19 protein-coding genes are annotated in these 25,756 nt (G+C 76.3%); 12 read left to right on the forward strand and 7 right to left on the reverse strand.

What is annotated here, in order from left to right:
- Nucleotides 1-101: 101 nt before the first annotated feature.
- Complete coding sequence (locus D5H75_RS19670; RefSeq protein ID WP_119927963.1) at nucleotides 102-3,833, forward strand: ATP-binding protein; 3,732 nt, start codon at nucleotides 102-104, stop codon at nucleotides 3,831-3,833.
- Here D5H75_RS19670 and D5H75_RS19675 read toward each other — a convergent pair.
- The 6 genes from D5H75_RS19675 to D5H75_RS19700 all read right to left on the reverse strand — a co-directional run bounded on the left by D5H75_RS19675 (nucleotide 3,784) and on the right by D5H75_RS19700 (nucleotide 11,860).
- Nucleotides 3,784-4,488, reverse strand: a complete 705-nt coding sequence (locus D5H75_RS19675; RefSeq protein ID WP_119927964.1) for a prepilin peptidase — start codon at nucleotides 4,486-4,488, stop codon at nucleotides 3,784-3,786. The genes D5H75_RS19670 and D5H75_RS19675 overlap by 50 nt on opposite strands.
- Nucleotides 4,485-5,876: an extracellular solute-binding protein gene (locus D5H75_RS19680; protein ID WP_119927965.1), complete on the reverse strand. Its 1,392-nt coding sequence runs from the start codon at nucleotides 5,874-5,876 to the stop codon at nucleotides 4,485-4,487. Before D5H75_RS19680 ends, D5H75_RS19675 begins: the two co-directional genes overlap by 4 nt.
- Nucleotides 5,876-7,846: a vWA domain-containing protein gene (locus D5H75_RS19685; protein ID WP_119927966.1), complete on the reverse strand. Its 1,971-nt coding sequence runs from the start codon at nucleotides 7,844-7,846 to the stop codon at nucleotides 5,876-5,878. The genes D5H75_RS19680 and D5H75_RS19685 overlap by 1 nt, the downstream gene beginning before the upstream one ends.
- Nucleotides 7,847-8,035: 189 nt before the next feature.
- On the reverse strand, nucleotides 8,036-8,722 hold the full coding sequence (locus D5H75_RS19690) for an SseB family protein (protein WP_119927967.1): 687 nt from the start codon (nucleotides 8,720-8,722) through the stop codon (nucleotides 8,036-8,038).
- A 52-nt stretch (nucleotides 8,723-8,774) separates the two neighbouring features.
- Nucleotides 8,775-10,649, reverse strand: coding sequence for a sialidase family protein (locus D5H75_RS19695; protein ID WP_119927968.1), 1,875 nt, complete (start codon nucleotides 10,647-10,649; stop codon nucleotides 8,775-8,777).
- Nucleotides 10,650-10,915: 266 nt separating this feature from the next.
- Nucleotides 10,916-11,860 carry a LysR substrate-binding domain-containing protein gene (locus D5H75_RS19700; protein WP_119927969.1) on the reverse strand — a complete coding sequence of 315 codons (945 nt, stop codon included), beginning with the start codon at nucleotides 11,858-11,860 and terminating at the stop codon, nucleotides 10,916-10,918.
- Nucleotides 11,861-12,017: 157 nt separating this feature from the next.
- Between D5H75_RS19700 and D5H75_RS19705 the strand changes: the two genes are divergently transcribed.
- Nucleotides 12,018-12,572 (forward strand): peroxiredoxin, encoded by a 555-nt coding sequence (locus D5H75_RS19705; protein WP_119927970.1) that lies wholly within the window; start codon nucleotides 12,018-12,020, stop codon nucleotides 12,570-12,572.
- On the forward strand, nucleotides 12,572-13,108 hold the full coding sequence (ahpD, locus tag D5H75_RS19710) for an alkylhydroperoxidase, AhpD family (protein WP_119927971.1): 537 nt from the start codon (nucleotides 12,572-12,574) through the stop codon (nucleotides 13,106-13,108). Before D5H75_RS19705 ends, ahpD begins: the two co-directional genes overlap by 1 nt.
- A gap of 208 nt (nucleotides 13,109-13,316) precedes the next feature.
- On the opposite strand, the gene D5H75_RS19715 is transcribed toward ahpD, so the two are convergent.
- Nucleotides 13,317-14,339: a hydroxyacid dehydrogenase gene (locus tag D5H75_RS19715; protein WP_119928147.1), complete on the reverse strand. Its 1,023-nt coding sequence runs from the start codon at nucleotides 14,337-14,339 to the stop codon at nucleotides 13,317-13,319.
- A gap of 158 nt (nucleotides 14,340-14,497) precedes the next feature.
- Between D5H75_RS19715 and D5H75_RS19720 the strand changes: the two genes are divergently transcribed.
- From D5H75_RS19720 to D5H75_RS19760, 9 genes are all read left to right on the forward strand, one after another.
- Entirely contained in the window at nucleotides 14,498-16,249 is a 1,752-nt protein-coding gene (locus tag D5H75_RS19720) for a DUF2264 domain-containing protein (RefSeq protein WP_242454372.1), read from the forward strand.
- A 249-nt stretch (nucleotides 16,250-16,498) separates the two neighbouring features.
- Nucleotides 16,499-17,317: a class I SAM-dependent methyltransferase gene (locus tag D5H75_RS19725; RefSeq protein WP_119927973.1), complete on the forward strand. Its 819-nt coding sequence runs from the start codon at nucleotides 16,499-16,501 to the stop codon at nucleotides 17,315-17,317.
- Nucleotides 17,318-17,565: 248 nt separating this feature from the next.
- The gene (locus D5H75_RS19730) at nucleotides 17,566-19,062 is read left to right on the forward strand and encodes a serine hydrolase domain-containing protein (RefSeq protein WP_119927974.1); all 1,497 of its coding nucleotides are present in this window, start codon (nucleotides 17,566-17,568) and stop codon (nucleotides 19,060-19,062) included.
- Between the two features lie 41 nt (nucleotides 19,063-19,103).
- A complete protein-coding gene (locus tag D5H75_RS41745; RefSeq protein ID WP_202638322.1) occupies nucleotides 19,104-21,029 on the forward strand; it encodes an ATP-binding protein in 1,926 nt (641 codons plus the stop codon).
- A 167-nt stretch (nucleotides 21,030-21,196) separates the two neighbouring features.
- Entirely contained in the window at nucleotides 21,197-21,487 is a 291-nt protein-coding gene (locus tag D5H75_RS19740) for a helix-turn-helix domain-containing protein (protein WP_119927975.1), read from the forward strand.
- A gap of 87 nt (nucleotides 21,488-21,574) precedes the next feature.
- Entirely contained in the window at nucleotides 21,575-22,531 is a 957-nt protein-coding gene (locus D5H75_RS19745) for a carbamate kinase (RefSeq protein ID WP_119927976.1), read from the forward strand.
- Nucleotides 22,515-23,624, forward strand: coding sequence for a barbiturase (gene bar / locus D5H75_RS19750; RefSeq protein WP_119927977.1), 1,110 nt, complete (start codon nucleotides 22,515-22,517; stop codon nucleotides 23,622-23,624). Before D5H75_RS19745 ends, bar begins: the two co-directional genes overlap by 17 nt.
- A gap of 69 nt (nucleotides 23,625-23,693) precedes the next feature.
- Nucleotides 23,694-24,254, forward strand: a complete 561-nt coding sequence (locus D5H75_RS19755; RefSeq protein WP_242454373.1) for a DinB family protein — start codon at nucleotides 23,694-23,696, stop codon at nucleotides 24,252-24,254.
- A 98-nt stretch (nucleotides 24,255-24,352) separates the two neighbouring features.
- Nucleotides 24,353-25,519: a pyridoxal phosphate-dependent aminotransferase gene (locus D5H75_RS19760; protein WP_119927979.1), complete on the forward strand. Its 1,167-nt coding sequence runs from the start codon at nucleotides 24,353-24,355 to the stop codon at nucleotides 25,517-25,519.
- Nucleotides 25,520-25,756 lie beyond the last annotated feature (237 nt).

The raw sequence follows: 25,756 nt of genomic DNA on the forward strand, positions 1-25,756 counted from the left end.
CGCCGCGGCGTCGTGTGGCTTTTGTCACTGTTCGCCATAGGCTTCCCCGCACCCGGTGGCGATAGTTGGGCGGGGGCGGCAGGACTGGAAGCTGGGGGCGTATGCGTTTTCGCGTGCTCGGCCCGCTGGAGGCCATCGGCCCGGCGGGCGCCGCGGACCTCGGAGGACCCAAGCAGCGGGCGGTGCTCGCGCGGCTGCTCGTCGCCGGGGGCCGGGCCGTCCCGCTGGACCGGCTGATCGACGACGTCTACCGGGGCGCGCCGCCGGGGAGCGCGGTGGCCACCGTGCAGGGGTACATCTCCCACCTGCGCCGCGCCCTGGAGCCGGACCGGCCGCCGCGCGCGCCCGCCCGGCTGCTGGTCAACCGCGCCCCGGGGTACGCCCTGCTCGCCTCCGACGTGGACGCCGCCGCGTTCGCGTCCGCCGTGGCCGAGGCGGGCCGGCTGCTCGCGGAGGGCGCGGCCGAGGGGGCGCTCGCGCTGCTGACCGAGGCCCTGGGCACGTGGCGCGGCGAGCCGTACGCGGAGTTCGCCGGGGAGCCCTGGGCCGTGGCCGAGGCCGCGCGCCTGGCCGAGCTGCGGCTCACGGCCCTGGAGCACCGCGCCGACGCGCTCCTCGCGACCGGCCGTCCCCGGCTGGCGGCCGGGGAACTGGACGGCCTCACGCGGCGTCATCCGCTCCGCGAGGGCCTGTGGCGGCGGTACGCCCTGGCGCTGTACCGCGCGGACCGGCAGGCCGACGCCCTGGCCGCGATCCGCCGCGCCGGGCGGCACCTGACCGCCGAGCTGGGCCTGGCCCAGTCGCCCGGGCTCCGCCGCCTGGAGCACGAGATCCTCACCCACGCGCCCTCGCTGGCCCGGTCCCCGCTCCGGCCCCGGGCGGCCGGGCCACCCGCCGACATCCCGGCGCCCATACCGCCCGCGGATCACCCGGCGGCCCATCCGCTCGCGGATCACCCGGTGGCGGAACCGCCCGCCGGTCCCCCAGGGCGCGCCCGGGCCCGCGTCGGGGCGGCGGGCGAGCGGCTGGGCGCGGCGGGCGAGCGGCTGGTCGTGGGGCGGGAGGACGCCCTGTCCCGGCTCGCGGGGCTGGCCGCGGCCGCCGATTCCGGCCGTACGGCCGTGGGCGTGCTGCGCGGGGAGGCGGGGATCGGCAAGACCTGGCTCGCCGAGGCGTTCGCGGAGGCGTGGGCGGCGCGCGGCGGGCGCGTCGTGTGGGGGCGGTGCGCGGAGACGGAGGGCATCCCGGCGCTGTACCCGTGGCGGCTCGTCCTCGGCGAGCTGGGCGTCCCCCCGGACGACGCCCTCGCCCCCCTCCTCGGCCCGGCCGCCCCCGGCGTCCCCGGTCCCCCCGGGCCTGCCGTACGGCGGGGCGGGGCCGGTCGGGGCGCGGCGGCCGTACGGCGTGAGCCGCGCGAGGACCCGGCGCGGGCGGCGCGGCGGCCCACCGGCCCGGCGGCCGGGTGGGATCGTTCGGCGGCCTGGTGGGATCGGCCGGGGGTGCGGCCGCACGGGGCCGGGGCGCGGCTGGCGCAGCACCGGGCCGTGGCGGCGGCGCTGTCCGGCGCGGCGCGGGAGCGGGCGCTGCTGGTCGTGCTGGACGACCTCCAGTGGGCGGACCCGGACTCGCTGGACATGCTGGCCGACGTGGCGGAGTTCGCCCGGGGGCCGGTGGCGGTGCTGGCGGCGTTCCGGGCCGCCGAGGAGACGGCGGCGCTGCGCGGGCTGCTGGGGCGGCTCGCGCGGCTGGACCCGGTGCGGCTGACCCTGCGGGGCCTGGACGCGGAGGCGGTCGTCGGGCTGGCGCGGCACCTGGGCGTGGCGCTGGACCGGGACGCGGCCCGCGCGCTGACCGAGCGGACCGGGGGGAACCCGCTCTTCGTCCGCGAGTCCCTGCGGCTCGCGGCGGCGGAGGGGACGACACGGGCGCTGGCGACCGTGCCCGAGAGCGTCCGGGACGTGCTGCGCAGACGGGTGGCCGCCCTGCCCGAGGGGGCCGCCGGAATCCTGGGCGTGGCGGCCGTGGCGGGACGCGTGGTCGATCCCGCCCTGGTGACCGAGGTCGCGACCGCCGCGGCGTGCCCCGGGCCCGCGAGCACGACGAACGCGGCGGATCCAGCGGGTCCGGCGAGCACGGCGAGTCCGGCGAGTCCAGCGAGTCCAGCGAGTCCAGCGAGTCCAGCGGGCACGGATCGCTCGGCCGACGCGGTGTACGACGTGCTGGACGCCGCCGTCGTGGCCGGGCTGCTCGTGCCCGGTGAGCGCGGGGGGCTGCGGTTCGCGCACGACCTGGTGCGGGAGACGCTCTACGAGGACGTCCCGCCCCTGCGGCGCGCCCGCCTCCACCACCGGTTCGCCCGGGCCCTCGCCGTACGGCCGGGCAGCGACGTGGCCCTGGTCGCGCGGCACGCGGTCGAGGCGGGCCCGGCGGCGTACGCCGAGGCGGTGCGCTGGGCGTCGGCGGCGGCCGAGGACGCGGCGCTGCGGCCGGCCTACATCGAGGCGGCGGCCTGGTGGGCGCGGGCGGTGGAGGCGCACGGGGCGCTGTCGGGCGATCCGGCGCGGCACGTGGAGATGCTGCTGCGGCAGGTCCGCGCCCAGCTCGACGCCGGTGACCTGCTCGGGGCCCGGGCGACCCGGGCGGCGGCGATCCGCGCGGCGGACGCGACGGCGGACCCGGAGCTGACGGCGCGGGCGCTGACCCCGCTGGACGCCCCGGCGATCTGGACCCTGCGCGACCCGTACGAGGCCGTGGAGCCACGCCTGGTCCACCGCTTCGAGCGCGCCCTGGCCGCGGCGGAGGACCCGGCGACCCGCTGCCGGCTGCTGTCGGGCCTGGGCATGGAGCTGTACGACGGCCGTGACGACCCCCGCTGCGACACGCTGACCGCCGAGGCCGTACGGCTGGCGCGGCGCACCCGCGACCCCGGGCTGCTGGCGGCGGCGCTGAACGCCCGCTACCTGGCCCTGCCCCAGTCCGTGCACCTCGACGAGACCGTGCGCATCGCCGACGAGCTGCTGAACCTCGCGGAGGCGCACCGGCTGCCCGCCGTGGAGCTGCTGGCCTGCATGCTGCACACGCACACCTTCACCGAGCGGTTCGACCTGGTGGCCGCCGACCGGTGGGCCCGGCGCTGCGACCTGCTGCTGGAACGGCTGCCGCTGCCCTGGCCGCGTTTCCAGCACGTCCTGTGGCGGGCGGCCCGGCTCACCTTCGCCGGCCGGTTCGACGAGGCCGAGGAGGCGTACGGCGTGGCCGGGCGCGCGGCGGAGGACATCGGCATGTGGCACCCCGCGCAGGTGGTGGCCTCGGGCCGGATCTGCCTGCGGTACCAGGCGGAGGCGATGGCGGACGCGGGCGGCCTGGTCGAGACCATGCGGACCGCGCACCCGACCGTGGCCCACGACTTCGCGATCCTGGTCGCCGAGGCGCGGGGGCTGCCGTGCGCGCCGGGCGTGTGGCCCGAGGGGCGGACGCCGGGCGCGTGGCCGGAGGTGCCGCGCGACTGGTCGTGGCTGGCGGCGACCTGCGTGCAGGCGGCGGCGCAGGTCGCGGCGGGCGACGAGGCGGCGTGCCGGGAGACCTACCGGCGGCTGCTGCCGTTCGCCGGGCGGCTCTGCCTGGGCGTGGGGATCACGCCGATCGGGCCGGTGGACTGGTTCCTCGGCCTGCTCGCGGGCGCGGTGGGCGACCCGGGGGCGCGGCAGGCCCACCTCCGCGCCGTCGCGCGGCGGGCGGCCGCCGCGGGCATGACGGCGTGGCGCGCGCGGGCCGAGGCGGAGTTCATCCGGGACCGGCCCACAGCACGGCGCCGAGTGTCCCTAGGAGCATGAAGGGCCCGAACGGGAAGTCGCTCTTCAGCGTGCCGCGCCGGGTGGCCAGCAGCCCGGCGGCGTACAGCGCGGCGAGCAGGTGCCCGCCGAGCGCGCCGGCCACCCACGCCTGCGCGCCGAGCGCGCCCAGCGCCATCCCGAGCAGCCCGGCCAGCTTGACGTCGCCGAAGCCCAGGGAGTCCGGCCGGGCGAACCACAGCGCCCCGTAGAGCAGGAGCGCGGCGGCCCCGCCCAGCAGCGCGGGCCAGAACCGGGGCCCGGCCAGCAGCGCCGCCAGGACCGGGTACGCCGGGAGCGTCAGCGCGTCGGGCAGCCGCCGCGTCCGCGCGTCCACCACGCCCAGCGCGACGCCCGTGACCGCGAGGAACAGGAAGGCGGGGTCGGCGCCGGTCCGCCAGGCCACCAGCCCGAGGACCGCCGCCGTCAGCGTCTCGGTGTACGGCGGGGCGTGCGGCACCGGGAGCGTCCGCAGCCGCCCGAACGCCTCGCGCGCCTCGGCCCGGGTGTCCGGCGGATCGGCGCGGAAGCCGCGCGCCAGCTCCCTGACGTACACCCCGAGCAGGAACCCCAGCCCGGCGGCGACCAGGGCGGCCACGGGCGAGGGGGGCCGGCTCAGGGGGGCCGCCACCAGGGCTGCCGCGGTGAGGGGGGTCATCGGCCGGTCGCGGCGGCGGCCAGCTCGGCCGACAGGCGCGCGATGTCCGGGGGACGGCCCGCGACCAGCGCCCGGTGCACCTCGCGCCGGAACACCTCGCTGAACCGCTGGTAGGACGGCAGCGCCGGGCGCGCCCGCGCGGCGTCCACCTCGCGCCACACCTCGCGCAGGAACGCCTCCCACTCCTGGCAGGCGGCGGCGGTGTGGCTCGCCTCGGTGCACCTCTCCAGCACCGGCAGCGCGCCCGCGTTCCTGGGCTGCCCGTCCGCGGCGTTCCCGCCGCAGCCGGACACCTCGCCCCACGGATAGTCGTAGACCGAGTGCCGTGTCGGCGCGAACCCGCCCTCGCGCATCAGCCGCCGCTGGCAGTGCTGCCCGGTCAGGAACCGGATCAGGTCGATCGCGTCGTCGCGCCGGGGCGAGCCCTTGGCCACCGCCAGGTTCTGCCCGCCGAGCGCGGTCGCCGACGGCCGGGCGGCGGTGCCCAGGCCCTGCGGCGGGCGAGGCAGCGCGGCGACCTTGAACGGCGGGGCCTTCTCGTCGCCCCGGAGCACGTGGTAGGCGTACGGCCAGTGGCGCAGGAAGGCGACCTTCCGCTCGGCGAACATCCGCAGCCCGTCGGCCTCGCGGTGGTCCAGGACCTCCCGGGGGATCGTGGTCCCGATCTGCGCGGCCAGCGCCTTCAGGGACTCCTCGTTGCGCGGGCCGGACAGGACCACCTTCCCTCCCGCGAGCACGTCGCCGCCCCCGCCCCAGATGATCTCCAGGGCGTTCACGGTCAGCCCCTCGTACTCGGCGAACTGCCCGGCGTACCCCGCCTCCAGCTCCGGGTGCTCCGCCTTCAGCCGCCGCGCCGTCTCCCACAGCTCCGGCCAGCTCCGGGGCGGCGACTCCACCAGGTCGGAGCGGTAGTAGAGCAGGCCGGTGTCGGCGTTGAACGGGTAGGCCATCAGCGCGCCGCCGTACCGCGCGGCCTCCATGGGGCGGGCGAGGAAGTCCTGCCCGTCCTGGCCCTCCGGCTCGGGAAGCTCCTCCAGCAGCCCGGCGGCGGCGAACTCGGCGGTCCACATCGTGTCGAGGTTGTAGACGTCGTACTCGCCGCGCGCCCCCGCCATCTGGCTGCGCTGCAGGTCGGCGACCGGGCTCAGCTCGACGATGCGGGCCTGGCGGTGGCGGTTGCCGGGCATGGCGTTCCAGGCGTCGATGAGCTGCTGGCGGATGCGGACCGGCGAGACGTCGGCCCCGCTGGCGACCACGATCGCGCGCGGCTCCTCCGCCGTGCACGCGGCCATCCCGAGCGCCGCGACCATGGCCAGGACCAGCGCCGCCGCCCTGGCGCGGGCGCGGCGCGCCCGGGGGGAACCCGCCGGCCCTCGCGCGCGCGTCATCAGCTCACCCCCCACACGGTCCGCAGCATGTCGCCCACCGCGTCGTCCAGGGTGTTCACCGTGACGTTGCGGCAGGTCACCTCGGGCGCGCCGGTGAGCCCCACCTTGTCGCAGGGCCGGTCGCCGAGCACGGCCAGGAAGACGCGCGGCGCGACCCCCTGCTCGCGCAGCCGCGCCAGCTCGTCGAGCACGGCGGCCACGTCGCGCCCGCCCTCGGCGTCGTTCACCCCGTCGGTGAAGACCAGCAGCGTCCGGACCGGCGGCGGAGCGCCGGGCTCGCGGGGCGCGGACCTCGCGAGCTCGCGGCTGCCGTCGGCGATCGCGTCGTACAGCGGCGTCCACGGGGCCCGCGCCGAGACCCCGGCGAGCGCGCGCTCGAACCGCGCCCGGTGCCCGGGGAGCTGCGCGGCCCTGGCGGGCCCGATGGGGACCAGCTCCCGGTGGCTCGCCGGCCCCTTGCCCGGGTCGGAGAACGACCACAGCCCGGTCTGGTCGCGCGGCCCGACCTGCCGCATCATCGACCGGGCCCCGAGGACGGCCACGCTCAGCCTGCTCGTCCCGCCCCGCATGACCTCGCGCATGCTCTCGGACGCGTCGATGGCGACCAGGATCCGGGCGGGCCGCCGCGCCCCCGCCAGCCGGTCCAGCGTCTTCAGCAGTTCCCCGGCGGCCGGGGCCGCCGTCGCGTGCGGCACCGCCCGCTCGACGTCGCCGGACGGGCCGGGCGAGCCGGACAGGTTGCCCTGCGGGTCGCGCAGCCCGGGCGGCGGCTCGCTGAGCCGCGTCCACTCGCAGAACGCCTCGGCCCAGCCCCGGCGCACCTCGTCCTGCCCGTACGGCGGGGCGGGCACGCACGGGAAGTCGAGCCGGGCCACGTCGCGCGGGTAGTAGGCGACCAGGCGCGGCGGGGACCCCTCGGCCACGCGCGGGCAGGAGCCGATGGCCTCGCCCCGGTTGTAGGCGAGCATGAGGTACTCCGGCACGAGCGCGGCCACGTCGTCCCGGCGGCGTTCGCGCAGGTCGCACAGGAGCGCCCCGGCGTCGGCGGTGTTCAGGTCGGTCCGGCCGAGCCGCCGCTCGAACGCGGCGGGCTCGTCCCCGAGCATCCCGGCGTACACCCCCTGGGTGTGGAGCAGGGCCGAGGTGGAGGTGACCGGGTCCGGCCGGGCGAGGCCCACCCCGGTCTCGCCGAGGCGGGCGAGCAGTTCCGCGATCGTCGCGCCGGTGTGATCGGGCCCCATCGCCTGGGCGGCCCGCTCGGGCACGGCGAGCACGAGCGGCGAGGATCCGAGGCTCCCCGCCGGGTTCAGCGCGCGCCCCGCCGGGGTCTCGCGGCCGACCAGCCGCAGGTCGGCGGCGGAGTCGGGGAGCACCAGGTCCGGCCGCGGCCCGATCAGGGCGAGGTGCGCCTCCGGCCAGCCCTCCCGCAGCGCGTCCCGCGTCTGGGCGCCGCCGGGCGCGGCGTAGACGGTGAACCGCACCTTGCGGCACTCCCCCGGCCGCTGCCGCGTGTCCGCGAACCGGTCGGCCGCCGCCCGCGCGACCTCCAGGTTCTCCCGGGAGGCCAGCACCCGGACCTCCTCGGGCGGCGCGCACACGGCCGCCGCCCCGGCCCCGACGAGCGCCGCCGTGGCGACCGACCCGACCAGGACGAACATCACGGCGGCCGTGAACAGCGCGAACCGCGAGATCGGGATGCCGATCACGCTCCCGGGCAGCCTGCGGCGGACCGCGGCGGCCGTGCGGCGCAGCCCCCGCGGCAGGCGCAGGCCGTCCACCTCGCGCGCGGTGGCCAGGATCAGGATCACCACCGCCACGCCGATGATCGCCCAGGCGGCCTCGCGCGGGAGTTCGAGCACGTCGTCGAGCTGGGAGTTCGCGACGGCGTAGATCACCGCGGAGGTGAACGCGAGGATGGCCAGATAGACGCTCGAAGCGCGCTTGGGCTTGTCGTCGTTCGGCCACGGCATGACGCGTCGGATCACCTGTACCCGGGTCGCTTTACCCGGGGATCATAACCCCATGTGACCTGGACCACTCGTCCGTGCCCCAACTCGGACCCCCGGCGCGCCCCCGCCCCTGGTCGCGTTCGCGCGCTTTCCCGCACCAAAACAGCATGATCGCGGAGAACAAGGGGCGGCGGAGCGACCTTGGCGGCGTCAGGCGGTGTCGGGGCGGATCTCGATGCCGCGGGTGAGGCGGCCAGACAGGCGCCCGGACAGCGCGGCGCCGAGGCGCTGGGCGACGTCCGCCGGGTCCGCGCCGTCCGCGACGCGCAGCCGTACGGCGAGATCGCCCTCGTAGCCAGGGCCGAGGCGCACGGAGACGACCTCGGGGACGGTGTCCACGGCCTCCTTGACCAGGCCGAGCACCTCGGGGTCCTCGTGGAGGCCGGGGGCCGAGGCGGCGGCGCCCAGGGCGGCCAGCGGCGCGCCCTCGATCACGAACGGGATCGGCCCGGCGACGTCCAGCACGACGGCGGCGGCCTTCTCCCCCAGCGCGGCCTCGCAGACCTGCTCGGTGGTCACCTGGATCGGGCGCGCGTCCGCCCGCCACCGGGCCAGCGCCTCGGCCGAGGTGAACGCGGGGACGGCCTCGCGCCCGTCGTTCCCGACGAGCTTGGGCAGGGCCATCTCGCTCTCCTTCTCCTGCCGCAGGCCGTGCTCGCCCACCTCGGAGGAGGTCAGCAGGGCGACGACGGGGACGAGCAGGCGGGTGCGGCTCAGCGCGGCCAGCACGTCGCTGGCCGAGGCCGTGCCGGCGGAGAAGGACGTGAGGGCGGCGGCCACGCCGGAGTCGGCGCGGCCGTCGTCCTCAGGGACCAGAGGCTGCGGAATCGAAGGCACGAACCCCGAGGTTATCGGAGTCCGGGCCGCGGGGCCCGCGCACGCGCGGGGCTCACCCCAGCGGCACCCTGGCCGTGTAGATGTCCTGGTCGTTGGCGAAGCGGGCGTTGGGCGCGGAGGCCGTGCACAGGCGGGGCGGGCCCCCGCCGGGGCACGGGAACAGCGCGCGGGCGCGCGTGTCCACCCAGACCGGCAGCGCGTGCGTCGCCGTGGCGGTGACCGCGATGTAGTCGCCGTAGAACGCGGTCGGGTCGAACTGCGTCGGCGGCGGCATGCTCGACGAGGTCACCCGGCGCGTGTCGAACCCGGCGCCCCGCCGTACGGACATGGACAGGTCGGAGAAGCCGGTCGTGGCGTCGTCGCCGTACTGCCGGTCGTAGTAGGCCACGGCCAGCCTTCCGGTCGGGCTGTAGTCCAGGCCCTGCCACCACTGGTCGGTGCGGCGCTGCCCGGCCTCCTCGCTCACCACGGGCAGCTCGCGCACGTCGGTCGCGCTCCCGGTGAACGTCGCGCCGCCGTCGGCCGACTCCGACAGGACGATGTCGTTGTTGCAGCCGCCGGTCTTGACCCCGTCGTACAGGTTGATCCCGGTCACGGGCGAGAAGCCGGCGGGCGCGCAGCCGGAGGCCTCCCGGGAGTGGCGGCCGATGTAGGAGCCGTACGTCACGACGACGTGGCGGGGGTTCTTCGGGTCCACGACGCCGTACGGGTAGTTGGCGGCGCGGAAGAAGGAGTTCGCGGTGGGGCCCTTCTCGGGGACGCAGGCGACCCCGGCGTTCTTGCCCTGGTACGTCAGGCAGTCCGGCAGGTCGTAGAAGTCGCCGACCTTGACCGGGGCGGAGAACGACGCGCCGCCGTCGGTGGACCGGACCAGCAGCACGCGGTTGCGGTTGTCGGCGCCGGTCACGGCGGTGTTGTAGTTGTCGAAGACCACGTAGAGCGTGCCGTCGCCGCCGACGAACGGCTGCGAGAACTGGTTGACGCTGCACCGGCCGCGCGGGGCGGGCAGGCCGAGGGCGTTGTCGCAGTGCGGCGAGTCGGTGCTGACCAGGACCGGCGCGCTGAAGGTCTCGCCGTGGTCGGCCGAGTAGGCGCCGTAGAGGTAGGCGGTGCCGTCGGAGGCGAAGTCGGTCCACGTGACGTAGATCCGGTCGCGGTACGGGCTGCCGGCGTGGTGGTCCACGGCCATGAGCTGCTTGTCCAGCAGGTGGGCGTTGGTCCCGGACGTGCCGTCGCTCTCGGCGGTGACGCGGGCGGGGAAGTTCCACGAGGCCCCGCCGTTCCCGGTCGAGCGGAACAGGTACAGCCCGCGCGAGACGTCGGCGTCCGGCGAGGTGGCCGCGCCGCGCTTGAACGCCAGGCACGAGAAGTACACGTTCCCGCGCGAGTCCCACGCGGTGGAGGGGTCGCCGCCGGCCTGGTAGTACTGCCGGGGCCTGCCGAAGGCCGCGCCGCGCACGAACCCGTTGGGCAGCGTGGAGTCCGCCCAGGTGCGCCCGCCGTCGCGGGAGTAGGACGCCCCGCAGGTGGAGTCGCCGCGCCGGTAGTCGTTGTACCCGGCCACGACCTGGTTCGGGTCGCGCGGGTTGGCTGCGATCCACGGCTCGTTCTGGGCCTGGCCGCGCCCGGCGAGGTCGGGGTCGGCGACGTTCAGGCAGTCCTGGTTGACCTTGACGTTGGAGCCCCGCCGCTCGTCGCACCCCGGCGCGGTCCCGGGCGCGAACCCGGTCAGGGCGCTCCTCCGCGACCTGGCGGCCTCGGCGGACGGGACCGGCTCGGTCAGGACCCCCGAGGCCAGCCGCTTCTGGAGCGGGGTGAGGTCCTGGTAGCCGAACGACCGCGCTCCGGCGGTCGGCGCGGCGACCGTGAGGCCGCCGATCAGCAGCACGCCCGCGGCGAACGTGCCGAAGAGACGTCTGGCGCGCATCCTGCCTCCCACCGCCCGCGCGCGGGCGACGCCGTACGGCGTCCGCGCCGGGCGGCACTCGGGACGAATGTGAGGGATGGGCGCCCTGCCCGGACGCTAAGCCTCCGCGCCCCCGCTGCCTAGCCCCGCCGGTGACCGGATCCGGCCATTCCGCCCGCCCCCGCGCCCCGCCGCCCCGTACGGCACGGCCGGCGCCGGCGGGAGCCGTACGGGATGCCCGGCGGGAGCCGTACGGGATGGCGGCGGCGTACGGCGGGCGGAGGGCGTCAGGCGGTGACGCGGACGCGGAGGCGGCGGGACCTGACCGCGGCGCGGATGGCGGCGGCGAGGCGCTGGAACTCCGGGGCGCGCGCGGTGGAGGCCCGGTAGGCCAGGCCGACGCGGCGGGAGGGGGCGGGGTCCGCGAACCGGCGGACGCCCAGCGGGACGCGCTTGCCCGCCTCCACCGGGACGGCGGAGGACGGCAGGAGGGTCACGCCGAGACCGCCGCTGACGAGCTGGACCAGCGTGGGCAGCGAGGTGGCGTAGGTGGTGGAGGTGGCGCGGGCGCCCGCCTCGCGGCAGACGTCGATGGCCTGGTCGCGCAGGCAGTGGCCCTCGTTGAGCAGGAGGATGTCCAGGTCGCGCAGGACGTCGCAGGACAGCGGGCCGGTGTCGTCGGCCAGGGGGTGCCCGGCGGGGACGGCGAGCACGAAGTCCTCGTCGTACAGCGGCTCCTCGACCAGGCCGGGGGTGTCGGCGGGGAGGGCGAGGAGCGCCAGGTCGAGGCGGCCCTCGCGCAGCTCGTCCAGGAGGTAGCCGGTCTGGGCCTCGTGGACGTGCAGCTTGAGCCGGGGGAACTCGCGGGCGAACATCGGCAGCAGCGCCGGGAGGAGGTACGGCGCCACCGTGGGGATCACGCCGAGGTGGGCGGGCCCGGTGAACGGCCGGCGCGCGGTCGCGGCCTCCTCCACCAGGTCCTCCACGGCGGCGAGCACCCGGGCGGCGTGCTCGGCGACGCGGGCGCCCGCCGGGGTCAGCATGACCTTGCGGGTGGTCCGCTCCAGGAGCTGGGTGTCCAAAATCTCTTCCAGGGCGGAGACCGCGCCGGACAAAGCCGGTTGGCTCATCTTGAGCGCGTGGGCGGCCTCGCGGAAGTGCAAGTGGTCGGCCACGGCGAGGAAGGCCCGCAGTTGAGCCAGGGTGGGACTCGGGTGACTGATAGGTCTCACCTTTCAGTCTGGTCAGCTTGGTTGATTTCTCTAATCAATACCACAGCGGGCACTCTAGGTGACCGGAACGGTCCAACGGACCGGTCCGACGACGACTCGACGGCCGCGCCGGGCGATCACGCCGCGCGGCAGACCGCATCTGAAGGGGGACGGAAACTTGCTCACCGTCGGTGACAGCTTCCCGGAGTACGACCTCACCGCCTGCGTCTCGCTCGACCCGGACAAGGCGTTCGCCCAGATCAACGACAAGTCCTACGAGGGCAAGTGGCGCGTCGTCTTCTTCTGGCCGAAGGACTTCACCTTCGTCTGCCCGACCGAGATCGCCGAGTTCGGCCGGCTGAACGGCGAGTTCGCCGACCGTGACGCCCAGGTCCTCGGCGTCTCGATCGACTCGGAGTTCGTGCACCACGCCTGGCGCCGGGACCACGCGGACCTGCGCGACCTGCCCTTCCCGATGCTGTCGGACATCAAGCGCGAGCTCTCCGCCGCCTGCGGCGTCCTCGGCAAGGACGGCGTCGCCCAGCGCGCCACCTTCATCGTGGACCCGAACAACGAGATCCAGTTCACCATGGTGACCGCGGGCTCCGTCGGCCGGAACGTCAAGGAGGTCCTGCGGGTCCTCGACGCCCTCCAGTCCGACGAGCTCTGCCCCTGCAACTGGAACAAGGGCGAGGAGACCCTCGACGCCCAGAAGCTGATGGCGGGCGTCTGATGAGCGTCGACACCCTCAAGGAGGCCCTGCCGGCGTACGCCAAGGACCTCAAGCTCAACCTCGGCTCGCTCACCAGCACCTCGTCGCTGACCGAGCAGCAGCTCTGGGGCACGGTCGTGGCCTGCGCCATGTCCACCAAGAGCGCCAGGGTCATCGCCGAGCTGACCGAGGCCGCCGCCGACTTCCTGTCGGAGGAGGCGTTCACCGCCGCCAAGGCCGCCAACGCGATCATGGCGATGAACAACGTCTACTACCGGGCGACCCACCTCATCGGCGACGAGACCTACGCCACGATGCCCGCCAAGCTCCGCATGTCGGTCATCGCCAACCCGGGCGTGGACAAGGTCGACTTCGAGCTCTGGTGCCTGGCGGTCTCCGCCATCAACGGCTGCGGCCGCTGCCTGGAGTCGCACGAGAAGGTCATCCGCGACGCCGGGCTGCCCCGCGAGCAGATCCAGGAGGCCCTGCGCCTCGCCGCCGTCATCAACGCGGTGGCCGCGGTCCTGGAGTCCGAGTCCGCCCTCGTGGCGGCCTGACCCCTCCGCCCCGAGAGAGGGCGGGCACCCCATCCCGGGGCGCCCGCCCTTTCCGCGTTCCCGGCCCGCGTGCCCGGCCCCGCCCCCCGTGTCCGGCCCGCCCCCCGGCCCGCGTGTCCGGCCCCGCCCCCCGTGTCCGGCCCGCTTCACCGGCCGGGTCCCCCGCCCGGTTTCCCGGCCGGGCCGTACGGCGGAGCCGTACGGGAAGTCAGGCGATGTGGGCGAGGTCCGCGGGGCGGACCTGGCCGCGGAGGGGGACGCCGCCGAGGAGGCGGAGGGTCTCCTCCACCGCGTACTCGCCGAGGAGGCGCAGCTCGCGGCCGTGGGCACCGGCCAGGTGCGGGGTGATCAGGACGTTGGGCAGGCCGATCAGCGGGTGGTCCGCGGGGAGCGGCTCGGGGTCGGTGACGTCGAGGACGGCGTCGACGCGGCCCGCCGCGCAGTGCTTCGTCAGCGCGTCGTGGTCGACCAGGGAGCCGCGGGCGGTGTTGACCAGGATCGCGCCGTCGCGCATGAGCGACAGGCGGCGGTCGTCCACCAGGTGCCGGGTCTCCGGCAGGGCCGGGGCGTGCACGGTGACGACGTCCGCGCGACGGAAGAGGTCGTCCGTGCCCACCAGTTCCGCGCCCAGCGCGGCGGCGCCCTGACGGTCCAGGTACGGGTCGCTGACCAGGGTCGTCACCGGGAGTCCGGCGAGGCGGTCCAGCACGAGCCGCCCGATCCTGGACGCGCCGATGACGCCGACCACGCTGCCGTCCAGGCCGATGTCGTCCCCGGCCGGGTAGCTCGCCGCAAGCCCGCCGGCCGGGAGCACGGGCCCGCCGGGGCGGCGCGCCATCGGGAACACCCGCTTGGTGGCCAGCACGATCACGGCGACGGTGTAGTCGGCGACCGGGCGGGCGTTGGCCTCGGCGGCCGAGGAGACGACGACGCCGCGGGCGAACAGCTCGGGCGAGACGAGGTCCTTCACCGAGCCCGCCGCGTGCATCACGCCGCGCAGCCGGGGCGCGGCGTCGAGCACGGAGGCGTCGACCCGCGGGCAGCCCCAGCCGGTGATCAGCACGTCGGCGCGGGCGAGCAGGCCGCGCGCCCGCTCCCCCTCGAAGCCGGGCAGCGCCGCCGACGGGTCGAAGTCGGCGGCCTCGCGCAGGCGGGCGGCCACGCCGGGCGGGAACAGGTCGCCCGCGAGGTGCGGCGCGAAGGCCGCGACGACGACGGCCCGTTCGGCCATGTTCCACTCCATCGCTAGAAATCACCGGAAGTCACTAGAAACCGCTTTCCTCCCCCGCGGGACAGACGCCTCCGCACGAGGCGGAGCGCCGTTGACCCCCGGGGGCCTGTCACTCTAGCCTGCCGCGAGAAAGCGTTTTCTCAAGGAGTCCCAGGATCGTGATCCCCCTGCCGCCGGAAGACCGGTCGCTCAGCCCGCACACCGGCTGGACCCGCGCCCACTGGGAGGCGGTGGCCGACGGGCTGCTCGCCGCCGTCGGGCCGTACCGCTCCCCCGACGGGGCGCTCATCCGGCTCCCCGGCCGCGCGAGCCGGTCCGGCTGCGACGCGCTGGAGGGGTACGCCAGGACGTTCCTGCTCGCCGCGTTCCGGGTGGCGGGCGGCGGCCCGCCCGCGCTGCTCACGCCGTACGCCGAGGGGCTGGCGGCGGGGCCGGACGTCTGGGAGCCGATCGCCGACCGGAGCCAGCCGATGGTGGAGGCGGCCTCGATCGCGCTCGGGCTCTGGCTGACGCGGGAGCGGCTGTGGGACGCGCTGCCCGATCGCGACCGGGAACGGGTGGCCGGCTACCTCGCCGGGGCGCTGCGGCACGAGCCCGTGGACAACAACTGGCACCTGTTCCCGGTGATGGTCGGGGGCTTCCTCGCCGCCGCCGGGTTCGAGACCGCGGCGGCGGGGGCGGCCGTGGAGCGCGGGCTGGCCCGGATCGAGGACTGGTACGCCGGGGACGGCTGGTACCGCGACGGGGACGTCCCCTCGTTCGACCACTACAACGGCTGGGCCATGCACCTGTACCCGGTGCTGTACCACCTGCTCTCGGGGTCCCCGCCCGGGGAGCACGGCGAGCGGCTGCGGGAGTTCCTGCGCGGCTACGCCCTCACCTTCGGGGCCGACGGGGGCATGCTCTGTCACGGGCGCTCGCTGACGTACCGGTTCGCCTCGGCCGCGCCGCTGTTCGCCGGGGCGCTGGCGGGGGTCACCCCGCTCACCCCCGGGCAGACCCGGCGCGCCGCCTCCGGCGTCCTGCGGTACTTCCTCGACCGCGGCGCGCTGTCGGCCGGGGGCCTGCTCACGCTGGGCTACCTGGGGCCGCACGAGCCGACGCTCCAGCCGTACTCCGGCTCGGCCTCGCCGTACTGGGCCTCGAAGGCGTTCCTCGGCCTGCTGCTGCCCCCGGACCACCCGGTGTGGACCGACCCCGAGGAGCCGGGCCCGGAGGGGGCGGCGGCGCTGCCCGGGCCGGGGCTCGTCGTGACCAACGCGGGCGGGGTGGGCAGGCTGCTCAACCACGGATCCCGGCACCATCCGGGCGACCCCCTCTACGACCGCGTCTCCTACTCCACCCGCACCGGGCCCACCGGCGGCGAGGACACCGCCGACAACCACTGCGGGGTGCTCGGCGAGGACGGGTCCGTGACCGCGCGGGGCGAGTTCCGCCCGCTGGGCGCGGGGGTCCTGGGCGACGCCGCCTGGGCCGCGTCCGAGAACGGCCACCTGCGGAGCCTTTCGGTCACGCGCGGCCGGGTGGAGGTCCACGCCCACGTCGCCGCGCCCGGCTCCCGCCTGCGCGCCACCGGCTGGGCGCTCCCTGACGCCACCGCGACGGTGGGCGGCGCGTCCGTCACCGTCCGCGCTCCCGGCGGGCTCACCTCCGCGCTGACCCGCCTCCACGGCCACGCGGAGCCGTCGGCCGAGCCCGCCCCCGCCGGGACCGCGTTCGGCTCCCGCGCCTCGGTGCCCGCCCTGACCTTCACCGCGGAGACCGGCCGGATCGTCTACGCCTCGGTCCTCACCGACGGCCCCGCGCCGGACCTCCCCCTCGTGGAGTTCACCGGGGACCTCGTCCTCACCTGGCCGGACGCCACCCGCACGGTGTTCGCCGCCGACCTCACCCCGCTCCCCGCCCCCTGAACCCGCCCGCCCGCCGTACCGGGGACGACGGGCGGCCCGGGACGGACGGGCGGCCCGGGACGGGCGGGCGTGCGCTTCCCCGGGGCGGACGGTGAGCCGGGGGCGTGCGCTCCCCCGGGGCGGAAACGGCGCGAGCCGTACCGGAAGGGGCGTCCGGGCAGGGTCTGGCCCGGACGGCGGGGGCGGAGCCCGTCCCCTCGGGGGCCGTGGGGTGCAATGGTGGGGGGAGGCCGGCGAAAGGGCGGGTGCATGGAGCGGGAGAAGGTCGATCTGACCGGGGCGCCGGAGACGATGCTGGCCACGCTGTACGGCAGGGCGCTGGACTTCCGGGCGCCGGACCCGATCCTGGGGGACGCGGCGGCGGACGAGGCCGTGCGGCGGATCGAGTACGACTGGAAGCGCACCGGGATGAACGCGACCCAGGCGGCGGGGGTCGCCCTGCGGGCCAGGCGGCTCGACGAGTGGACCGCCGAGTTCCTCGCCGAGGAGCCCTCGGCGACCGTGCTCCACCTGGCGTGCGGGCTGGACTCCCGCGTCCTCCGGCTCGCGCCCCCGCCGTCGGTGCGGTGGTTCGACGTGGACTACCCCGAGGTGCTCGAACTGCGGGAGCGGCTGCTGCCCCGGCCCGCCGGGAGCTACCGCACCGTCGGCGCGTCGGTCACCGAGGACGGGTGGATGGAGGAGATCCCGGCGGACCGCCCGGTGGTGGCGGTGTTCGAGGGCCTGACGATGTACCTGCGCGAGGAGGACGGCAAGCGGCTCATCCGGCGCGTCGTCTCCGACTTCCCCGGCGGCCGGCTCCTCTTCGACTGCTACGGCACCCTCGGCATCAGGCTCCAGAAGCTCGTGCCCGCCGTGCGCAACTCCGGCGCCACCCTCCACTGGGGCATCGACCACCCGCGCGACCTGGAGTCCCTGCACCCCGGCCTGACCCTGCTCGACGACCTCCGCAGCGTGGACATGCCCGGCGTGGAGCGCCTCCCCCGCGCCGGCCGCCTCCAGATGCGCGTCCTGGCCCACCTGCCCGGCTTCCGCGACATCGGCCGCATCCTCCGCTACGGCTTCTGACCCGCGCCTCCCGGCCCGCACGGCTCCCGCCCGCACGGTCCCGGGACCGTACGACTCCCGGCCCGCACGGTCCCGGGCCCATACGACTCCCGGCCCGCACGGTCCCCGGCCCGCGCCGGGCCTCGTCCCCGGCTGGTCCCCGCCCCCGACGAAAGTCAGGGGCGGGGCCGCACTTTCGCGCGATGTGGCGGCATGCCCGCGATCACTAACTTCGTCACCGTACGTAGCGAGCGATCGAGGGATGAATCATGCGAAACAGAGTCGCCGCCGCCGTGACGGCATTGCTGGCCGCGGGCGCGGTGGTCGCCCCGGGGAGCGCGTCGGCCGCCGTCGCCCCAGCTCCTGCCGGGTTGACCGCGAGCGCGGTGGACGCGTACGTGAAGGACTACATGGCGCGGACCGGGTTGCCGGGGGCGGTCGTCGCCGTCACCAAGGGTGATCAGGTCGTGCGGACGGCCGGGTACGGGCACGACGCCGGCGGGAAGGCCCTCACGGAGGCGAGCCCCATGCCGGTGGCCTCGATGTCCAAGTCGTTCACCGCGCTCGGCGTGACGCGGCTGGCCGAGGCGGGGCGGGTGGAGCTGGACGCCCCGGTGCGGAGGTACCTGCCGGAGTTCCGGATGGCGGACCCGCGCGCCGAGAAGATCACGGTGCGGCAGTTGCTGGAACAGACCTCGGGCATGGCCGACTCGGAGTACCCCGAGCTGGCGCTGGCCGCCCCCGGCACGCTCAAGGAGGCCGTCGCGAACCTGCGCGGCGCGTCCCTGGCCGGGGCCCCGGGCGAGAAGACGCGCTACCACAACCCGAACTACGCGGTCGCGGCGCGGCTGGTCGAGGTGGTGACCGGCCGGGACTTCGCCGGGTACATGCGGGACGCCGTCTTCACCCCGCTCGGCATGCGCGCCACCACCACCGTGAACACCACCGACGAGCTGCCCGGGGCGGGGCGCGGATACGTCCGGGCCTACCGGCGGGTCATCGAGCGGGACCACTCGACCATGTTCGTCAACGGCGCCTTCGGCGTGGTGAGCACCGCCGGGGACCTCGCGCGGTGGCTGATCGCGCAGAACGGCGCCGACCCGGCGGTGAAGGCGACGCACGGGCCGCCGGGGGCGCCCGACCACACCTACGGGATGGGCTGGTGGACCGGGAAGACCCCCGGCGGGTCCCCGCGGCTGTCGCACACCGGCTGGCTGCTCACCCACAACTCCGCGCAGATCGTCCTGCCCGCCTCCGGGTACGGCGTCGCGGTGGTGGCCAACACCGGTTTCATCTCCGGCGACGACGCGCTGCTCATGGCGGAGGAACTGGCCGAGCTGGCCGAGGGCCGTACCCCCTCCGGGAGCGAGCCGTTCACGATGACGGCCGACCCCGTGCTCGCCGTGCTCACGCTGGTCGCGCTCGCCCTCGGCGTCCTGGGCGTCCGCAGGTCCCGCGCCTGGGCGGGCCGCCGCGCCGCCCGGCCGCTCTGGCGGGCCGCCGTACGGCTCGCGCCGCACGCGCTGCCGGTCGCGGGGTTCCTCGGGCTGGGCGCGCTGTTCGGGCTGCTGATGAACCGGGCGGCCACGCTGGGGATGATCACCTACGCCTGGCCCGCGCTGTACGTGTTCTTCGCGGCCATGTCGCTGGCCTCGGTGTCCGTGGTCGCCGCCCGCCTGGTCCACCTGGTGCGGCTCCGCCGCGCGGGCGCCGTACGGGCCGGTCACGCGGTGAGCGGGGCCGCGGCGGGACGGGCCCGGGTGTGATCGATTCGGCGGGCGGGGCGGTCGTCGGTGATGCTGGGGCGGTGCGCTTAGACGACCGCTCTGGCCGGTATGCCCGGTTGGCCGACCTCGCGGTGTGGCTGCTCGTGATCGCCCTTCCCGTCGCGCTCGCCGTCACCGACGGGGGGCGGGCGGTGGCGGAGGCCGCCTTCGCCGTGCCGCTGCTGGGGGTGGCGACCCTGCTGGCCCGCCGCCGGCCCCTCCTGGCGCTCGCCGTGCCGGTCGCGCTGAGCCTGGCCGTGGACGTGGAGATGTTCGCGCCGTCCTGCTGGACCGCGCTGGCGGTGTTCGGGTACCTCGCGGGGCGGCGCATGCCCGCCGCCCGGCCCGCGCTGGTGTTCTTCGGCGCCGTGGCGCTGGCGGGGCTGCCGCTGGTGGCGCTGTTCTCGCCCGACCGGCTCTGGGGCTGGCCCGCGATGCTGCTCACGCTCCTGGCCGCGGTGGAGCTGCCGTGGCTGCTGGGGCGGTACCGGAACCAGTACGCCGAACTGGTCGGCGCCGGCTGGCGGCTGGCCGAACGCATGGAACGCGAGCAGCGCGACGCGGCCGAGCGCGCCCGGCTGCGCGAGCGCGCCAGGATCGCGACCGACATGCACGACTCCCTCGGCCACGACCTGACCCTGCTCGCGGTCCGCGCGGCCGCCCTGGAGATCGACCCGGGCCTCGACCCCCGCCGCCAGGCCCTCGCCGGGGAGCTCCGCAGGGCCGCCGGGGAGGCCACCGACCGCCTCCGCGAGATCATCGGGGTGCTGCGCCCCGACGACGCCCCGCCCGGCGGCCCCCGCGGCGAGGCCCTCGGCGCGCTCGTCGAGCGCGCTCGTGCCGCCGGCCTCGACGTCACACTCGACGTCGCCCCTGACGTCGCCCCCGAGCTCACGTCCGAGGTCACCTCCGAGGTCACCTCCGAGGTCGCTTCCGGCCTCACCCGCGACCGCGCCTCCGGCCTCCCCGCCGGCGGCGCCGCCCCGCTCCCGGCCGCCGCGGCCGATCCGCCCGCGCGCGCCGTACGGCCTCCCGAGATCGCCGCCCCGGCTCCGGCGGGCACGCCGTCACACGTGGGATCCGGCACGCCCAGCGCGAGCGCGGACGCGGGCGGGACCGGCAGCGGTTCGCGCGGCCCCGGCCTGACCGGGGAGGACCTGGCCCCGGGCCCGGGCGGGCCGGCTCCTGGCCCGGGCGGGCCGGCTCCTGGCGCTGACGCGCCGGCCGTGGCGGCGGACGGGCCGGCCGTGCGGGAGGAGGCGCCGGGCGAGGGCGACCTCGCGGGCCTGCCGGAGATGACCGCGCTGGCCGTGCGGCGGGTCGTGCAGGAGGGGCTGACCAACGCGGCCCGGCACGCGCCCGGGGCGGCGGTGCGCGTACGGCTGGCGCGGCGCGCGGACGCGGTCGTGGTCAGCGTGGTCAACGGGCCGGGGACCGGCGTGTCCCCGGGGGTCTCCCCCGGCGGGACCGGGCTCGTCGGGCTGGAGGAGCGGGTGCGGCTGTCCGGCGGGACGCTGCGCGCGGGACGTGCCCCCGGCGGCGGGTTCGAGGTGCGGGCCGAGCTGCCCCTCGGCCCCGGGGCGGCGGCCCGGCCCGCCTCGGGCATCTCCGCGCACCTCGCCCGGACCGAGCGGGAGGTGCGCCGCAGGCTGATCCAGGCCGTGGTGGGCCCGATCGCCGCGCTGGCCGGGATCCTCCTGCTCATGGCCCCCGTCAGCCTGGCCAGCACCGCCCTGTCCATCCTGGACGAGGACGAGTACGCCGCCCTGTCCGCGGGCCTCACCCGGGCCGAGGCCGAGCGGGTCCTGCCGCCCTTCACCAAGGACGGCCCTCCCGACGACGCCCCTCCCCCGCCCCCCGGCGAGGACTGCGCCTACTACAACACCGGCATGTTCGCCGGGGACGCCTACCGCCTCTGCTTCCGCGCGGGCCGCCTCACCTCCAAGGCCGTCGTCGGCCACCGCTGAGCCGTACCGCCATCGCCTGCGATCGCCTCCGCCGGGCCGTGCGGCGACGGCGGTGGGGCGGGCCCGCGGAGCCGTACGGCGACCGCCGGGGGCGCGGATGCGGATTCGCGGGGGCCCTGCGGGGAACGCCAGTCGGAACGATCGAGGCGTGGAGCGAGGTGGGTGCCGTGGCGGAGCGGGAGAGCTGGGATCACGACGTGTGGGGCGGGGACGGCCTCGGGCGCGACGCGCAGGGGCTGAGCGACGCCGACACCGCCGTGTACGAGGCCGCCGTGACGCTGGCCACGGACTCGCGGGCGACGGCGGACGGGCTCGCGCGGCTCACCGGGATGGAGCCCGCGGCCGTGGAGAGCTCCCTGGGGCGGCTGGTCGATCGCGGCTGGCTGAAGCGCGAGAGCGACTCCGGCGAGGACTTCTACACCGTGGGCCCGAACGACTGGACCGTGGCCGGTTCCTGAGCCGGGCGAGGGTTGCCCAGGAGCGGAGATCGCTTGGGCAAGGATCGCCAATGAGCCCGGGCGCGGGACGCCGCTAGCGTCGGACGCGTGACCGGCGAACGGGTCCTGATCGCGCTCGGGGGCAACGCGATGACCGGTCCCGACGGGAGCGCGGGGCCGGAGGCGCAGCGCGCGGCGGTCGAGGAGGCGATGGAGCAGGTCGCCGGGCTGGTCGCGGCGGGGCTGCGGGTGGCGCTCACGCACGGCAACGGGCCCCAGGTGGGCAATCTGCTGATCAAGAACCAGCTCGCGGCCGCCGTGGTGCCGCCGGTGCCGCTGGACTGGTGCGTGGCGCAGACGCAGGGCTCGATCGGCGTCCTCATCCTCGACGCCCTGGAGCGGGCGCTCGCGGCGCGCGGCCTGCGCGAGACCCGGGTGGCCGCGCTGGTCACGCGGACGCTCGTGGACCCCGGCGACCCCGCGTTCGCCGACCCCGCCAAGCCGGTCGGGCGGTACTACGGGGCAGCCGAGGCGCGCCGCTTCATGGCCGGGGGGCAGACCTGGCGGGAGTACGGCTCACGCGGCTGGCGGCGCGTGGTCGCCTCCCCGGAACCGCGCGAGATCCTCGACGCCCCCGCCGTGCGCGCGCTGCTCGGCGCGGGGTTCGTGGTGGTCGCGGCCGGCGGCGGGGGCGTGCCCGTCGCGCGCGGGCCCGGCGGGGCGCTGCGCGGCGTCGAGGCCGTGATCGACAAGGACCTGGCGGCCGCCCTGCTCGCGCGCGAGGTGGGCGCGTCCACGCTGGTCATCGCGACCGACGTCGAGCACGCGGTGGTCGGTTTCGGAACGGCGGACGCCCGGCCCCTCGGCCGTACCAGCCCGGGCGAGATCCGGGGCTTCCGCGAGCACTTCGGGCCGGGCAGCATGGGGCCGAAGGCGGAGGCCGCCGCGCGGTTCGCCGAGGGCGGCGGGCGCGCGGTGATCACGGCGCTGCGGCGTCTCGGGGAGGCCGTGCACGGACAGGTCGGAACGATAGTGGAAGGCGGCTCGTATGCCCGATCCGGTTGAGGTGCGCAAGGTCCCCATCGAGAGCGTCACCGACGCCTCGGGGCTGGCCCGGCTGATCGACGAGGGCGTGATCGAGGCCGACCGGGTGCTCGCGGTGATCGGCAAGACCGAGGGCAACGGCGGCGTCAACGACTACACGCGCATCCTCGCGGACCGCGCCTTCCGCGAGGTGCTCCTGTCCCGGGGCACCCGCACCGCCGAGGAGATCGCCCGCGTCCCCCTGGTCTGGTCCGGCGGCACGGACGGCGTGCTCAGCCCGCACGCGACGATCTTCGCGACGGTCCGGCCGGAGCGCGCGATCCGCACCGACGAGCCGCGCGTGTCGGTGGGCGTGGCGATGAGCGAGGTCATCCTGCCCGAGGACATCGGCCGCCCGGCGATGGTGGACAAGGTCGCGGCTGGCGTGCGCGAGGCCATGAAGGCCGCGGGCATCGACGACCCCTCCGACGTGCACTACGTGCAGACCAAGACCCCGCTGCTCACGCTGGAGACGATCACCCAGGCGCGGAACCGGGGCCAGGGCGTGGTCACCGAGGACACCCTCAAGTCGATGGACGTCTCCAACTCCACGACGGCCCTCGGCATCGCCGTCGCGCTCGGCGAGATCGAGCCGCCGCGGGCCGACCAGATCCACCGGGACCTGTCGCTGTACTCCACCGTGGCGTCGTGCTCCTCCGGGGTGGAGCTCGACCGCGCCCAGATCGTGGTGGTGGGCAACGTGCGCGGCGTCGGGGGCCGGTACCGCGTCGGCCACGCCGTCATGCGCGACGCCCTCGACGCCGACGGCATCTGGGACGCCATCCGCTCCGCCGGGCTGGACCTGCCCGCCCGCCCCCACCCGTCCGACCTGTTCGGCCGCCTGGTCAACGTCTTCATCAAGTGCGAGGCCGACCCCTCGGGCCGGGTCCGGGGCCGCCGCAACATCATGCTCGACGACTCCGACGTCCACTGGCACCGGCAGATCAAGGCCTGCGTCGGCGGCGTCGCGGCCTCGGTCACCGCCGACCCCGCCGTCTTCGTCTCGGTCGCCGCCGTCCACCAGGGCCCCTCCGGCGGCGGCACGGTCGCCGCCATCGCCGACCTGGGACCCTGACCCCGCGCCGCCGTACACCCGCGCAAAATGATTGGCGGGCGGGACCCCGCGCGCACGACCATGGCACGCGTGAGCGACCAACCCGAACGATGGACCCAGGCGACCGTCTACCCCGACATGTGGGCGGACCCCGACGACGATCCCCGCAACCGGCACGGCGACAGCCCCGAGGGCGAGCTCGCGACGCTCCAGGACTTCCTGCGGGACTACCGCCTGACCCTGCGGCTGAAGTGCGAGGGCCTGACCCCTGAGCAACTGGCCCGCCGCTCGGTCCCCCCGTCCACCATGTCGCTGCTCGGCCTCATCCGGCACCTGGCCGAGGTCGAGCGCGACTGGCGCAACTGGCTCGCCGAGGGCGACCCGCTGCCCAAGCTGTACGGCGACCCCGACGGCGACTTCGACGGCGCCGTGGCCGACCAGGCGGTGGTCGACGACGCGTACGCCACCCTGGAACGCGAGCAGGCCGCCACCGACGCCGCCCTCGCCGCGCACCCCGACCTGGGCGAGCGCGTGGGCAAGGACCGCATCGCCATCCGCGAACTCCTGGTCCACCGCATCGAGGAGTACGCCCGCCACTGCGGCCACGCCGACCTCCTCCGCGAGTGCGTCGACGGCCGCGTGGGCCAGTGACCGCCCGGTGGTCCCGGGCTCCTCCGCCGTCTTCCCCGCCATCGGCTCGGACCGGCTCGGGTCGGGCCGGGGGGCCGGGCCGTCGTAGGCTTTGGCGCGTGACTGAACCGTTGGTGCGGCGTATGCGCGGGTACGGGACGACGATCTTCGCCGAGATGACGGCGCTGGCCGTGCGGACGGGGGCGATCAACCTCGGGCAGGGCTTCCCGGACACGGACGGGCCGCCGGAGATGCTGGAGCGGGCGGCGGCGGCGATCCGGGAGGGGTTCAACCAGTACCCCCCGGGGCCGGGCGTCCCCGAGCTGCGGCAGGCCGTGGCCGACCACCACAAGGAGCGGTACGGCCTGGCCTACGACCCCGACTCGGAGATCCTGGTGACGGTCGGCGCGACCGAGGCGATCGCGGCGTCGGTGCTGGCGCTGGCCGAGCCCGGCGACGAGGTGGTCGTCTTCGAGCCGTACTACGACTCCTACACGGCGATGATCGAGCTGGCGGGGGCCGTACGCCGGCCGGTGACGCTGCGGCCGGTCGAGGGGCGGTTCACGTTCGACCCGGACGAGCTGCGCGCCGCCGTGGGGCCGCGGACGCGGGCGATCCTGCTCAACACCCCGCACAACCCGACCGGCACGGTGTTCACGCGGGACGAGCTGGAGGTCATCGCGGGGCTCTGCCGGGACCGGGATCTGGTGGCGATCAGCGACGAGGTGTACGAGCACCTGACGTTCGACGGCGCGGAGCACGTCCCGATCGCCACCCTCGACGGGATGCGCGAGCGCACCGTCATGATCTCCTCGGCGGGCAAGTCGTTCTCGGTCACCGGGTGGAAGACCGGCTGGATCGCCGCGCCCCCGGCGTACGTCCGGGCGGCGCAGACGGTCAAGCAGTTCCTCACGTTCACCGCGAGCGCCCCCTGGCAGCGCGCGGTGGCCTACGCCCTGCGGGAGGAACTGCCCTGGGTGGCCCGGCTCCGCGAGACCCTGCAGGCCAACCGCGACCGCCTGATCACCGGCCTGGCCGCCGCGGGCTTTCGGACCTACACCCCGGCGGGCACGTACTTCGTGCAGACCGACATCCGCCCGCTGGGCTTCGACGACGGCCACGAGCTGTGCCGGGCGCTCCCCTCCCTGGCGGGCGTGGTCGCGATCCCGACCCAGGTCTTCTACGACGACCCGGCGGCCGGCCGCCACCACGTCCGCTTCGCCTTCTGCAAGCGCCCCGAGGTCATGGACGAGGCCGTGGCCCGCCTCGCCGCCCTCTCCCGCTGACCCCGCACCCCGCCCGCCCCGTCCCGCCCGTCCCCTCTCCCACCGGCCCTCTCCCGCCCTGACCGTCCGCCTCCCCCGCCGGCCGGTCAGGGCGGCTCTCCCCCCGCGCCTCCCCCTGAGCACCTGGCGCCTGGGGGCCCTCGCCATGGGCGGCGTCCCGGGGTGCTCGCCCTTTCGCGATCTTGTGATTCCGTGCCGCCGCCGGTGCCACGTGAGGCGTCGGCGTCTGTGGAATGG

This window comes from Bailinhaonella thermotolerans (assembly GCF_003594875.1).
Lineage (GTDB): Bacteria > Actinomycetota > Actinomycetes > Streptosporangiales > Streptosporangiaceae > Bailinhaonella > Bailinhaonella thermotolerans.

Excerpts from the sequence above, each read along its gene's own strand:
- D5H75_RS19670 (WP_119927963.1), top strand. The coding sequence starts at position 102 with ATGCGTTTTCGCGTGCTCGGCCCGCTGGAGGCCATCGGCCCGGCGGGC.
- D5H75_RS19675 (WP_119927964.1), bottom strand. The coding sequence starts at position 4,488 with ATGACCCCCCTCACCGCGGCAGCCCTGGTGGCGGCCCCCCTGAGCCGG.
- D5H75_RS19680 (WP_119927965.1), bottom strand. The coding sequence starts at position 5,876 with ATGACGCGCGCGCGAGGGCCGGCGGGTTCCCCCCGGGCGCGCCGCGCC.
- D5H75_RS19685 (WP_119927966.1), bottom strand. The coding sequence starts at position 7,846 with ATGCCGTGGCCGAACGACGACAAGCCCAAGCGCGCTTCGAGCGTCTAT.
- D5H75_RS19695 (WP_119927968.1), bottom strand. The coding sequence starts at position 10,649 with ATGCGCGCCAGACGTCTCTTCGGCACGTTCGCCGCGGGCGTGCTGCTG.
- ahpD (WP_119927971.1), top strand. The coding sequence starts at position 12,572 with ATGAGCGTCGACACCCTCAAGGAGGCCCTGCCGGCGTACGCCAAGGAC.
- D5H75_RS19715 (WP_119928147.1), bottom strand. The coding sequence starts at position 14,339 with ATGGCCGAACGGGCCGTCGTCGTCGCGGCCTTCGCGCCGCACCTCGCG.
- D5H75_RS19725 (WP_119927973.1), top strand. The coding sequence starts at position 16,499 with ATGGAGCGGGAGAAGGTCGATCTGACCGGGGCGCCGGAGACGATGCTG.
- D5H75_RS19730 (WP_119927974.1), top strand. The coding sequence starts at position 17,566 with ATGCGAAACAGAGTCGCCGCCGCCGTGACGGCATTGCTGGCCGCGGGC.
- bar (WP_119927977.1), top strand. The coding sequence starts at position 22,515 with ATGCCCGATCCGGTTGAGGTGCGCAAGGTCCCCATCGAGAGCGTCACC.